The following is a 12883-nucleotide window of genomic DNA, read 5'->3' as shown; positions in this document are numbered from 1 at the left end:
ATCTTACCTATGCCTTTGAGGGGCTGACTGGCGTTATATTTAGAGATAAATCAATTTGTCGACTATTCACGTTTATCTCTTGTATAATTATGTATCTATATTATTCCAATATCTCTTTTCTTCCAGCATTTTCTAACAATATTCAATGTACTCCGAATGTTGAGCTAGTCATTTTACCATCCAACGAGCATTTATTGGCATACATCATTTAATTGTATAACAGTCTTTGGGCAACGCCTAATTTAGACCTATGTAACGGGTTTTGTATTCTTCTGAAATTCAACCAATTTTTCGAAGCATCAGACGTTATACTATCGCCAACTATCCATTTTGTCCTACAAGAAATAAAGTAGTGTTTTTGTGCCAAATCGGAGACTTAACTCTTTGACCTTGAGTGACTCCTAATAACAATTGTACTATTAATGGATAGCATCTTTTCAATCAAACAAAATAAACTTGGTTCACTTTGTAATAGGTGAAATTTTACAATTCAAACAGTCAAAATTTATGGGAAATCAAAGAATCACTGCGTCTGATTTATTCTTGGGAGGTTTAGCACTACTATTGGTAAGTGTGAGCTTTTATCAAACTTGGCAAGGATTGGAGCAGATTTTTGGTCATGCGGCTATCGTCATTTCGCTTGCATTGTCCCTGTTGTTACTTTACCTATGTTGGTTGCTTCGTGAAGCCAAACTTACTGGTCGCCCAACAGGCAAATTAATGGCAGTGTACTCGTTTATTGCGCTATTTTGCTTTATGGCAAACTTCAATGCCTTGTACACACGTTTTATGCGTACCGATATTTATACTGCTGAATTACGTGATATTAATGCTCGTTTCGATAAGCTAGAAGCGGATGTGAATTCAAAATTTAACTATAAATATGATAAAGCGACTGCTCAGAATGTAGAGACCAAGAAAAAGCAATTAGTGGAGCAGATTCAGGATAAAGGAAACCCAGGGATGGGAAATCGTGCTCGTATGTTGATAAAGGATTTGGAAAAATTATTGGGTCAAAAAGTTGATATTCTTCGTCCTGTAGGTAATGACTACGCCGATTTGGCTGACCGTATGGGTCGACAAATAGATGGTATCGTTTCTGACCTTTCGCCAGAGGAAGCAAAGTTAAAAACAGACTTGAGTGCAGCTACTAAAAAATGGAGCGATAAGATTCAGGAGATATTACTACTACCTAAAAAGGACAAAGACGAACAAGCACAAGGCGTTATTGATCAATCTTTGGCAGAATACAACAAGCTTGGACAAAAAGCCACCAATATTTTAGGTGAAGAAAAATTCAAATTTGAGCCTAAAGAATCAAATACGCAAGATATTGGCAAAATCGGTTATGCTTTCGACCATGCGGTTCAAAACTTTGGCGTATATCAGTTGGTCGTGTTGTTAGGCTGTATTCTTCTAGATTTTATCATTCCTATTATTTTGCTATTGGTTACTAAACCAGGCGATAATAATAACAATGGCGGAAGTGTATTTACCCACAAAAGAAGTGGAAATGTATTGATTCCGAATAACTAGAATGTTTAGGTAATAGGCAACAGGCACTAGGCAAAGAGTTAATCACAGATATATCTTTGCTGAATGCCCACAGCTGAAAGCTAAACGCTAATAGGGCATAAAGCCTAATGCTTATTGCGAGTGATATTAACTTAATTTTTCACCATGAATAACGATAAAAAAATATTAACTCCCATCAGTACCAAATCGTCAATGGATAACGACAGCGATTTTGTACCTATGGCGCAAACTACGTCTCCTTCGATACAGATGCAGGATAGTAATTTTGTGTTTTTCTTTGGTACTGCCGAAAGTGGGAAGTCGGTGATTTTGTCTTCGATGTTGTACTATTTAAGTTCACAGGCTGGTGTTTTACGTCCCAAACTTGATACGCCCAATAGCAAAGAAGCAGAGGTTTTACTATTTGATTTTTTGGATAATATCCGAAAAGGGGTCTTACCCAATCGTACCACTCGTGACCGTGTGACACGTATTGATTTGATATTTGAACCTAATAATAAATCAAAAAAAGTACCACCTATCAAGCTGACTTTTTTGGAAACCTCTGGCGAAAACCACTACGAAATTCGTCGTGGAGGCAATTACCATAGTAGTATCGATGAATATTTGAATGCCAATATTCCTCTTAATTTTATTTTGGTTACGGATTATGACACGGCACATAATGATGATGCTTTGATGATGAGTTTTTTGAACGAACTCGAAAGAAAAGGAAAAAGTCTGAAATCAGTCAATGCTATTCTAGTCGTATCCAAATGGGATAAGTCGGGCTCTATGGGTGTGTCGAGTGTCGAACAGCTTGATAATTTTATTCGTGATCGTATGCCTATGACTAGTCAAAGAATGGATACTTATGGCTTAAATAAATCTTTTTATACAATCGGACATATCGAGAAAAACTCGATAGGAGAGGAGCGACTAACTAAGTTGAACCTCCAAACTGCAAAAGTATTGTCCGAATGGTTGTATCGTAGCATTGTGGGTGTCGATATCAACTATGAAGGCACATTCTGGGAAAGATTTTTTGGCAAATAAACCACTTGACTATGTCCACTTCGATTGATTTATTAGCTTTTGGGACCTTTGGTATTCCTAACGGATTTAAACAAACCTTTTTTTTAAATAACCCGAACTCTCGCTATTTGAAGTCATTTGACCTCAATACCAATGCGATTACGATTTACCCAAAGGCAAATTTGTATTCGATTAGAAAAGAAGTTGCCAACGGTGCCAAAGCTTTATCTTATACTCAATATTCGTTTGCACGCGAACAGCATTCCGATAGAGGAGGCACTTTTATTGGGTCGAGTATTACTTTTTTCAACACCAATTGCGAAGAGCCTTTGGTAATTTCATGTCTCGACGAGTTTCATGCTGATATTATCGCCGAACAGCGTAATATTATCAACAATGTGCTTCAAGTGAAGCATTCCGACGAGTTGATTGTTCGTGAGCCCAAAGATCTCAATAAGCTTGACCTGAATTTCAAGGCTTTAGACGCCACTTTATTTCAAAAAACAAGAAATAGTTTTTTGGTAGTTTATTGTGATTTGACGTCTGAATTAAATCTGTTTTTACAAAAAAGTGCCTATTTACTAAGCGATTTTGATACCATTTATTTCACCGACTCGGTTGATATTGCCAATTATGTAATTGAAAAGGGACTGTATACTTTTATCAATTCTGAGCAATTTTTAGCAGAAATAGAAAAAAGAAAAGCAGCGAAGGAAATAGAACGTTTTGAACAACAGAAAAGTAAAAACCCTTCTTTTCAGAAAAATAAAAATACTTCACCTGAAAAGAACACTCCCGAAGAAATCACCCCAAGAAATTGGGATATGTCTATTTTAAAGAAACAAAGCAATCAAAATAAGCTCATTGCCGAACACAACGATTTAGTCAAAAAGTATAATGAGTTGAAAGCACAACTTAAACAATTATCCAGCAGCAAGCCCAAAACTGATAATCCCTTCGAATCCCCCGACATCAGTTATCCTGAGGAGGAGGATTCTTCCATACTAAGCTCATATCAATTTTGGAGAGGCTTGTCTATCATCTTGCTGCTTACCTGTGGATATGCGGGTTACCGAGAATATGAGCGATATAATGTTGTTGCTACGACTCCAACTGTAGCAGTAACACCAGCACCACCTACGCCCATTCCAGTAGTACCCCCGAAGGTAGAAATTCCACCTTTGAATCCATTGCCCAAATCAGTTCTGAAAGAAAAAGATATAGCCTATACTTTCAAAAATAGTATGATTCAGAATCAAACGGCAGATAGCGTAGTGAATTTGATTTTTGCCAAAAACAAAACAGATATAACTAGCATATATGGTAATCAAAAGCTCGCCTACAAAGCCGAACTGATAAAAAGAAACCCAGCATGTTTTAAGGATGATAAAGTGATTTGTACTTCCTTAAAGAATATTCCTTCAGCCCAATAGGGGAGGTCGTCATATCACATCAGTGGGTGAATTTATTCACCCACTGATTGGAAGAGTTATTCATAAAAAACTACCCTAAGTCTTCAAACTTGGGGTAGTTTTTTTATGAATAACTAGTTCAAGTCGTCAGACTTGGACTTACTTTTTTATGAGTTTTCAAACTCATAAACTATCCACAATTATACATTTCCATGATTCCTGTCTTGTATTCTCCAAATCCATATAAATAAATCGTGCTCAAATAGTATATTTGAAGAATAGGAGAAAAGAGTTTGTACAAGCGTACACCCAATGCAGTCTCCTCTATCCAACAAAAACTATAAAAAATAACAATGCGTACTACTACAAAAATTCAATTGATGGTTATGATGTTCCTAATGTTTTTTACATGGGGAGCATGGTATGGTCAAATGGGTAAATACCTAATCGTTGGACTTGGTGCTAGCGGTGACCAGACAGGTAATGCCTACGCCACTTTTTCTATTGCCTCTATTATTGCCCCATTTTTTGTGGGAATGATTTCTGACAGATACTTCTCTGCACAAAAAGTAATGGGTGTGCTCAATATCATTGGTGCAGCGATACTTTATTTCTTAATTCAGACGAAAGATCCAGATGCGTTTTTCTGGTACATTTTGGCTTATACCTTGTCTTTTGCACCAAACTTGGCACTTTCGAGTTCGATTGCCATGAACCAAATGCAAAATCCTGAAAAAGAATTCCCTTCGATTCGTGTATTGGGTACGATTGCTTGGATTGCTGTAACCAATATTGTAGGGTATTATGCCATTGGTGACAAGGTTACTATTTTCCAAATCTCAATGTTTACGTCTTTAGCTTTAGGTATTTTTGCTTTCTTTTTACCTGATACTCCTCCAAAAGCAACAACCAAAGCTTCTTCATTAGGTGAAATTTTAGGTACTGAAGCATTCGTTTTGTTCAAAGACCGTTCGTATGCCATTTTCTTTATTGCATCGGTATTAGTTTGTATCCCATTGTCATTCTATTATGCTCACGCCAACCTTTCGTTGACAGAATCGCACATGAGTAGCGTTGAAAACAAAATGTCATTGGGACAAGTATCGGAGGTATTCTTTATGTTGTTGATTCCATTTGCTTTGTCAAAATTTGGTATCAAAAAAATGCTTATTGTTGGATTAGTCGCATGGATTATTCGTTTTGTCTGCTTTGGCTACGGTGATGGTATTAGCTCAGAATGGATTTTATATTTAGCCATCGTGTTGCATGGTGTATGTTATGACTTCTTCTTTGTAACGGGTCAAATCTATACAGATAACAAAGCTGGTGACAAAATCAAGAACTCAGCACAAGGATTAATTACCTTAGCAACTTACGGTATTGGTATGGGTATTGGTTCAAAAATCTCAGGTATTGTGTTGGATAAATTCTCTACAACAGATGCTTCGGGTGCAGTTACGCATGATTGGACATCGGTTTGGATGGTTCCTGCGGGTATTGCGGCAGTTGTTTTGGTATTGTTTATTGTATTCTTTAGTGAAAACAAAACTAAGGCAGCGTAAAACCTAGTAAGATATAGCCGAAAGCCCTCAGAATCAATGTATTCTGAGGGCTTTTGTTTTGATTATAATCAGGAAAGTTGCCAATGCTTATCATGTTGATTTTCAGTTTTTTGGGTAAAATTTGTTAAGGAAAAAGGAAATAAGAAAGAACAGAGATTGAGGCGATTTTCTTAGTCCGATAAAGGAAACCAAACCGTAACAAAACAAAACACGATACAGCTATGAAAAAGATTCTTGTGCCAACCGACCTTAGTGAAATTTCATTAAAAGCATTGGATGTAGCAGCCGATTTGGCAAGACATAATGGTGCTGAAATTACGTTATTACAAGTCAAAATATTTCCTTCAGCAAGCTTAGGAACGTATTATTCGATGGGTGTGGCGGTTCCTTTTGATACAGCTTGGAAAGGTGTTTTGGAAGATGCTCAAAAAGAATTAGAATCAGTAATTACTAATACTAAGTTTTTGGGCTTGAATATAAAAGCTATTGTAGAAGAAAGTGTCGAGAATTTTGAGTCGACATTGCTCAAACATAAGGCAGATTTGATTGTGATGGGCTCTACAGGAGCTACTGGCATCAAAGAAATGTTTGGAGGGTCACATTCTGAATCTATTGTTCGTCATGCCAACTGTCCGGTGTTGGTAATTAAAGGAGAACAACAAGATTATCAGTTAAAAAAGGTATTGGTAGCAACAGATATGGAGAATACTGATTTTATCAAGAAGGCTTTTAAATGGCTTAATATGCCCGAAGTAGAGTATCATTTTGTGTATGTTGATACCGCCATGCAACAAATCAATTATGAACAACTCAAAGGGGAAATGAAGAAAGTGGCTAACAAGCTCAAATTAAAAAACTACCATTTTGATATTTGGGATGGAGCCAATATCGAAGAGGGAATTTTGGATAGTGCTCATAAAATTAAAGCTGACCTTATTTTAATGTACACACATGGTCGCACAGGATTGGCACATTGGTTCAAAGGAAGTATTGCCGAAGATATAGTCAATCATTCCGATATCCCAGTCATGACACTGTCATAATTAGGATAAATAACTCTTAGAATATCAAATATACCCATACCATTATTATAATCTATACCTTCTTTACAAGTAAGAGCCCTTCAGAATCTAAATTCAGAAGGGCTCTTTATTAATTCATTTACTAATGATAAAGTTGTAGTTCTGTCTGATTTTATCAAAGTATTCTAGTATTTTTAAAAGCTCTTAGAATTGTATAAAAATATATGTAAGTACATATATCCTTTTTTTGTTCAGCAAGCCTAGCTTGATAATTTTTTTTTTTATATTTGTGTTCGCCAACGTATAAAAAATACAAGCTACTTTTCCCTAAGACAAATCGGGTAAATAGTTCAGATGGTAGATTTATTGAGAGATTAAGAGATAATACAATATGTAACTGATTATTTATTCCACTAATAATACAGTCGCCCTTTAATTCTGAAATCTTATATACTTATCTTAAAACTTTTTTAATGAAAACACACAACGCACTATGAAACGAGTTGAAGATAGAATCAGGGTACTAATCGCTGAGAGGGGGATGACTCTTCTTCAATTAGCTATTCAATCTAATATTACGGAGGCAACACTCCATGCCATTCTTAATCGTAATGATGCTAAGTATTCCCAATTGATACGTATGGCGCGCACGCTAAACGTCACTGTTGCTTATTTGATGGGAGAATCTGAAATCCAAAATATTTCTGATGTACAAGAAACACAAGCAGGATATGTTGTGTTGAAAACAGAGGAAGTATTGGATATGCAACGCAAGATTATAGAATTGCAAGCTAAATTATTAGCTAAGTTGATTGAAAGCGAAGACTAATCCAAAAAATATTATTTTTTGGAAATAAAAGAGAAGACAAAAGTAGTTTTGTACAGTAAAATTACTAATCGAAAGACGTATATCGCTGTAAGTCAGTCAAAAAGCACAAAAGTCAAACAAGATTTTGTTTGACTTTTGTGCTTTTTGACAAAATAGCAAATTGGGTGTCAGTTATAAAATCTTCTTATCTAGCACCTATTACCAATAAATAGGACCCGAGCCAAGATACTTTTCTGCAATTGGCAAATAGTATTCTTTCATTTCGTTGAGGTCATAAATTTTTGGACATTTTGTATATAAATCGTATTGATTGAAGTCCTTAATCCACTCTTTGTATTGCTCGTCTTTTTCATTTAATAGCTTTGTATAACTACCTCCTGTATGCCAAGGATAAAATGAGTGATAACGCACCATTACCATACCTTCTTCGGGTATAGTGTTGTCTTTATGGTTTTTCAAAACTTGATATAAATATTCGTCATGTCCCCATGCTAAATGCAAATTGTCAAGACCGCAACCTTCTTCATATACACCCAGTTCGGTATTGTATCTTTCGTCGTGCATATCTGGATTCAATTCGTTGAACTCAGGATAAACACAAGAATCAGGAAACTTACAACCTACCACAAAAACATCGCCCACCAAGCCCCATTGTTCTGCTTGTGAAGTACCATCTTCATCCGAACCCCAAAGGTACATAGCCTTACCAAGGTCATGAATCAATCCCACCAGTTGCATCCAGTCTGGACGGCCTTCGGCACGCATCCCCTCTGCCGACTGAAGCAAATGTTGTACGTTAGGTAAATTCAAATCTGGGTCGCTTACATCAATCAAGGCATTCAATTTTTCCATAGCTTCCCACAAGTGCATTGGCTTGTCGAAAGTAAGGTATTTCTTTTTCATTGCCTGCACATAATCGTAGGTTTGTCTTGTACGCATTTTGCGATAATGCTCTTTTACAGCAGCGGTAATGTCGCCTTGGTCGTAGTTACGAAACTCAGATTTTTCTTTAACTAATACATCTTCCATGGTATGATATTTTTCTTGTTTATTTACCTGTTTTTCACCGAAAAGGAATATTTTATACTAAGCTACTGAAGATTTTTTGAAAAATCATGAAATATTTCGTGAAATCGATTTCAAAATAAAGTACAAATAAAAAGCCCCAAACCAGGTATGATTTGAGGCTTTTCTTAGAAAAATACTATGAAAATGGACTACACGTTGATTTCGCCAACCATGTTTTCAGGTTTCACCCACTGGTCAAATTCTTCAGCAGTTAAGTAACCCAAAGCAATAGCAGTTTCTTTCAATGTTGAACCGTTTTTGTGAGCTGTTTGAGCAATCTCAGCAGCTTTATAGTAACCAATCTTTGTGTTCAAAGCAGTTACCAACATCAACGAGTTGTTTACGTGTTTTTTGATATTTTCGTGTAATGGCTCAATACCCACAGCACACTTGTCATTGAAGGCAACACAAACATCACCAATCAAACGAGCTGAGTGCAAGAAGTTATAAATCATTACTGGCTTGAATACGTTTAATTCAAAGTGACCCATCGAGCCACCAATGTTGATAGCCACATCGTTACCCATTACCTGAGCTGCTACCATAGTCATGGCTTCGCATTGAGTAGGGTTTACTTTTCCTGGCATAATTGATGAACCTGGCTCGTTGTCTGGAATATAGATTTCGCCAATACCCGAACGAGGACCCGACGACAACATACGAATATCGTTACCGATTTTCATCAAGCTGGCCGCCACAGTTTTCAAGGCACCGTGTGCTTCAACAATAGCATCGTGTGCTGCCAAAGCTTCGAATTTATTTTCAGCAGTAACAAATGGCAAACCTGTTAGGTCAGCAATATGTTTGGCTACATTTACATCATATCCTTTTGGTGTATTGATACCAGTACCTACAGCAGTACCACCCAATGCCAATTCAGATAAGTGAGCCAAGGTGTTGTTGATGGCACGCAAACCATGGTCAAGCTGAGATACATATCCCGAAAACTCCTGTCCCAAAGTCAATGGAGTAGCATCCATGAAGTGAGTACGGCCGATTTTTACAACATCTTTGAAAGCTTTAGCTTTGGCATCGAGTGTATCACGAAGTTTTTTAATACCCGGAATAGTTACTTCCAATAATATTTTGTAGGCTGCAATGTGCATTGCAGTAGGAAAAGTATCATTTGAAGATTGTGACTTGTTTACGTCATCATTTGGATGAACAAATTTTTGTTCGTCAAGCAATGAACCTCCATTTACTACGTGAGCACGGTAAGCGATTACCTCGTTGCAGTTCATATTTGATTGAGTACCCGAACCAGTTTGCCAAACCACTAATGGGAATTGGTCATCTAGTTTACCTTCAAGAATCTCGTCACATATTTGAGCGATAAGATTTTTTTTCTCTTCAGGCAATACACCAGCGTCGAAGTTAGCAAACGCTGCTGCTTTTTTAAGGTATGCAAAAGCCTTGATGATTTCCTTCGGCATCTTGTTGATGTCCTGAGCAATCGGGAAATTCATAATTGAACGTTGGGTCTGAGCACCCCAGTAAACGTTGGCAGGTACTTGCACCTTACCCATCGTGTCTTTTTCTATTCTATATTCCATTGTCAAATTGAGAATTGGTAATTGGTTTCGCTAAACTTGCGTTATAGGAAGAATAAATCACGCAAAGGTACACTACAAATGAGTTGAATAAGAATGATTTTTATTTTTTTGTGGTAAAAATCGATAGGTGCGACGAGAGGGGTATTTTTCGGGATGTTTTGCAAAAAAACTACTTATCAAATGTTTTTACTTAGTAGAAAATCCCTATATTTGAGTAAACAAAAATCCCAGGTAACCATATATTTACCTGGGATTATAACTCTTGTTTAATTAAAAACAAGAGAGTGGTGTTCCACTTTTTTCACCTTAACTAAATTAGTTCTTTTGGTCTCGTGTTTGTTCGAGATCCAATATCTTTGAGCGTTGTTGGTTGATTTGTTGCTGCAAATCAGCCACTTTAGCTTTGTTTTCTTCTATTGATTTCTTATCAGCATCTATTTGTTCTTGCGTTTTGGCAATGCTCCGCAATGAACGCTCAATGCGTTTTTCAAGTTTTGTGTTTGCGATTAGGAGTTTGTTGAGACTTTTCTGACTTTTCTCTAAAGATTTGCTATCTTCTTGCAAAAGGCCAGAAAGGTAATTGTACTGGTAGCGTGATAAGAAGTTTTCTAAATTGCTTGAAAGCTTCAAAACTTCCTCTGGAGTATAGGTTTGACTCGAGGCTTTTTCACTTACTGTGTTTGTGTACAAATATACATTAAATATTCCTTTCTCCACTCTACTTTCTTCAACATATAATATACTATTTACAGTCGCAGTATTGATATCACTAAAAACAACGTTGTCGGCGATAACTTTATTGCTTCTGCGTTTAGTTTTTGCTTGGTAGCTATTTTCTAAATAGTCTGACCATGCTTGTTGTAGGCTTTTTTTTGCCCCTTTGGTACTTGAGCTAAGTACGGGTTTGCCCTCGTATATACTTTCGCTAACTTTTTGACTAAAACTCCAATTACATTGAGCAAGTCCCATAAATAGGACACAGGCAAGGCTTATTCGTTTAATATTCATAAGCTTAAATTTTATATTTTCTAAGTAAAGAATAGTAAACGCTTAGTCCATAGGCAATTGTATTTTTTTGAAAAAAGTATAATTGTTTAAAAAACTACTCTAATTTTTAATGTTAGAATAACGTGTATTTTGTACTACAAACTTACAAGTCAAGTATCAGCAAATCATTAGTAAAAGATTAGAAATTTATTAGAATTGTATAGCACTGTAGCTTTAAGGCTATTCTAATCCCTATGTAAGGTGTATGTAATGTAAAATGGTTCTTTTGAGGAAACAGTTTTATGTCACTTAAAATAAATAATTTATGAAAAATGTAAGTGTAGTAATACCTGCTTGGAACGAAGAGGCTACGATTTCGGAAGTAATCAGAAAAGCCTTTAACTCTAACCTCACAAAAGAAGTTTTGGTTATAGACGATAATTCGACTGATAATACTGTGTCGGTAGCATTGCTTTCGGGTGCTTGTGTAATCGGAAGTACTGAGCAAGGCAAGGGTATATCGATGCAAGAAGGTGTAAAGTTGGCAACAGGAGATTATTTGGTCTTTTTGGATGCGGATATTCCGACCTATCCTGAAAATATAGTGGATTTGATGGCTAATCCTTTGTTAGAAGGAAATACTGATTTTGTAAAATCATGCTTTGATAGGCAGGCGGGGCGGGTAACTGAGTTGCTGGCAAAGCCTTTATTGGATATATATTTTCCAGAATTAAATCAATTTTCGCAACCATTGAGCGGAATTGTTTCGGGTAAGAGAAGCTTTTTGGAGAATATCATTTTTGAAAATGATTATGGGGTAGATATTGGTTTGCTTATAGATATGTATCACGCTAGTGCCAGAATTACGGAAGTAAATATTGGATATGTAGAAAATAAAATGAAGCCTCTACAATCGCTGGGAAATATGGCAAGAGAAGTAACACGCGCCATTATGAATCGTGCCGAGGCTGATATGGCTTGTTTAATTACCCCACACCAATCGGTAATTAGTGGTTTAAGAGTAGAACTAAATCCTACACTCAAACACAAGGTTGTGGTATTTGATATGGACAGGACTATTTTGGCTGATAGTTTTATTCAAACCGCCGCTCGGCATTTTGGCTTTGAGAAAGCCCTGCGAAAAATTGCTCTTGAGTATGTGAATCCTGTAATTAGAACTAAAGAGATTGCCAAATTGATGAAAGGACGAACCATTGCAGAAATTATCGAGGTGTTGGATATGATTCCAATAACACCAGATTTTGAACAAACGATTCTGGCATTGAAGCAAAAAGGTTGTGTGATTGGAATTGTAAGCGATAGCTATAGCTTGGTAACGAATCACTTGATGCACCGATTTCAACTAGATTTTACGATGGCTAATGACCTAGAGTTTTGGAGGGGGCATACCACTGGTGAGGTAAAGATTCCTTCAGCCTTTTTTAGACATAAAGATGCTAAATGCAAACATGATTATTGTAAAAATCATGTAATTACTAAGATTGCAGCATCTTTAGGTTTAACACTCGATGAGATAATGGTGATTGGTGATGGCGAAAACGATATGTGTATGGTACAAAAAGCAGGACTAGGTTTTTCGTTTTGTGCCAGTCATCCTGCTTTAGAATTAGTAGCCGATGTGGTGCTTCGAGAAAGAAGTTTTGAGCCGATGTTGGCGTACGTAGAGTAAGTTATAAACTATTGTGGATTTGGGATTTCTGATTTCGGAAATGAAATAAAACTTAAAATAGTATTTTCCATTTCCGAAATCCAACATAGAATGAAGTCATCTTGACTTTTTAATTTTCTTAATTGCCATGATAATGAATGCTATAAAGTTAAACCCCATCCAACTTGAAATCGTTGTGTCGAAGCGATTTAACAAAGATCTATAACTATC

10 protein-coding genes are annotated in these 12883 nt (G+C 36.5%); 7 read left to right on the top strand and 3 right to left on the bottom strand.

The features are described from left to right. Window positions 1–507 precede the first annotated feature (507 nt). The 6 genes from QM491_RS10740 (at window position 508) to QM491_RS10715 (ending at window position 7375) form a co-directional block, all read left to right on the top strand. Complete coding sequence (locus tag QM491_RS10740) at window positions 508–1536, top strand: hypothetical protein (protein WP_283327497.1); 1029 nt, start codon at window positions 508–510, stop codon at window positions 1534–1536. A gap of 144 nt (window positions 1537–1680) precedes the next feature. Next, window positions 1681–2571 (top strand): hypothetical protein, encoded by an 891-nt coding sequence (locus tag QM491_RS10735; protein WP_283327496.1) that lies wholly within the window; start codon window positions 1681–1683, stop codon window positions 2569–2571. Window positions 2572–2582: 11 nt separating this feature from the next. Beyond that, a complete protein-coding gene (locus QM491_RS10730; RefSeq protein WP_283327495.1) occupies window positions 2583–3983 on the top strand; it encodes a hypothetical protein in 1401 nt (466 codons plus the stop codon). A gap of 332 nt (window positions 3984–4315) precedes the next feature. After that, window positions 4316–5524, top strand: coding sequence for a nucleoside permease (locus tag QM491_RS10725; protein ID WP_283327494.1), 1209 nt, complete (start codon window positions 4316–4318; stop codon window positions 5522–5524). Between the two features lie 221 nt (window positions 5525–5745). After that, complete coding sequence (locus tag QM491_RS10720) at window positions 5746–6567, top strand: universal stress protein (protein ID WP_283327493.1); 822 nt, start codon at window positions 5746–5748, stop codon at window positions 6565–6567. Window positions 6568–7039: 472 nt separating this feature from the next. Beyond that, the gene (locus QM491_RS10715; RefSeq protein ID WP_283327492.1) at window positions 7040–7375 is read left to right on the top strand and encodes a helix-turn-helix domain-containing protein; all 336 of its coding nucleotides are present in this window, start codon (window positions 7040–7042) and stop codon (window positions 7373–7375) included. A 198-nt stretch (window positions 7376–7573) separates the two neighbouring features. Here the strand turns inward: QM491_RS10715 and QM491_RS10710 are convergent, their stop codons facing one another. The 3 genes from QM491_RS10710 to QM491_RS10700 form a co-directional block, all read right to left on the bottom strand. Continuing rightward, complete coding sequence (locus QM491_RS10710; RefSeq protein WP_283327491.1) at window positions 7574–8404, bottom strand: inositol oxygenase family protein; 831 nt, start codon at window positions 8402–8404, stop codon at window positions 7574–7576. A gap of 188 nt (window positions 8405–8592) precedes the next feature. Beyond that, window positions 8593–9996: a class II fumarate hydratase gene (fumC, locus tag QM491_RS10705; RefSeq protein ID WP_283327490.1), complete on the bottom strand. Its 1404-nt coding sequence runs from the start codon at window positions 9994–9996 to the stop codon at window positions 8593–8595. 315 nt (window positions 9997–10311) lie between these two features. Continuing rightward, entirely contained in the window at window positions 10312–11004 is a 693-nt protein-coding gene (locus QM491_RS10700) for a hypothetical protein (RefSeq protein WP_283327489.1), read from the bottom strand. Between the two features lie 304 nt (window positions 11005–11308). Between QM491_RS10700 and QM491_RS10695 the strand changes: the two genes are divergently transcribed. Next, entirely contained in the window at window positions 11309–12673 is a 1365-nt protein-coding gene (locus QM491_RS10695; protein WP_283327488.1) for an HAD-IB family phosphatase, read from the top strand. Window positions 12674–12883: the final 210 nt, after the last annotated feature.

Origin of the sequence: Flectobacillus longus (assembly GCF_030056705.1) — a bacterium.
In the GTDB taxonomy this organism is placed as follows: Bacteria; Bacteroidota; Bacteroidia; order Cytophagales; family Spirosomataceae; genus Flectobacillus; species Flectobacillus longus.
The sequence above is the reverse complement of the archived record's forward strand: the minus strand, read 5'-3'. Positions and strand labels throughout refer to the sequence as shown.

Excerpts from the sequence above, each read along its gene's own strand:
- QM491_RS10740 (WP_283327497.1), top strand. The coding sequence starts at position 508 with ATGGGAAATCAAAGAATCACTGCGTCTGATTTATTCTTGGGAGGTTTA.
- QM491_RS10735 (WP_283327496.1), top strand. The coding sequence starts at position 1,681 with ATGAATAACGATAAAAAAATATTAACTCCCATCAGTACCAAATCGTCA.
- QM491_RS10730 (WP_283327495.1), top strand. The coding sequence starts at position 2,583 with ATGTCCACTTCGATTGATTTATTAGCTTTTGGGACCTTTGGTATTCCT.
- QM491_RS10725 (WP_283327494.1), top strand. The coding sequence starts at position 4,316 with ATGCGTACTACTACAAAAATTCAATTGATGGTTATGATGTTCCTAATG.
- QM491_RS10720 (WP_283327493.1), top strand. The coding sequence starts at position 5,746 with ATGAAAAAGATTCTTGTGCCAACCGACCTTAGTGAAATTTCATTAAAA.
- QM491_RS10715 (WP_283327492.1), top strand. The coding sequence starts at position 7,040 with ATGAAACGAGTTGAAGATAGAATCAGGGTACTAATCGCTGAGAGGGGG.
- QM491_RS10710 (WP_283327491.1), bottom strand. The coding sequence starts at position 8,404 with ATGGAAGATGTATTAGTTAAAGAAAAATCTGAGTTTCGTAACTACGAC.
- fumC (WP_283327490.1), bottom strand. The coding sequence starts at position 9,996 with ATGGAATATAGAATAGAAAAAGACACGATGGGTAAGGTGCAAGTACCT.
- QM491_RS10700 (WP_283327489.1), bottom strand. The coding sequence starts at position 11,004 with ATGAATATTAAACGAATAAGCCTTGCCTGTGTCCTATTTATGGGACTT.
- QM491_RS10695 (WP_283327488.1), top strand. The coding sequence starts at position 11,309 with ATGAAAAATGTAAGTGTAGTAATACCTGCTTGGAACGAAGAGGCTACG.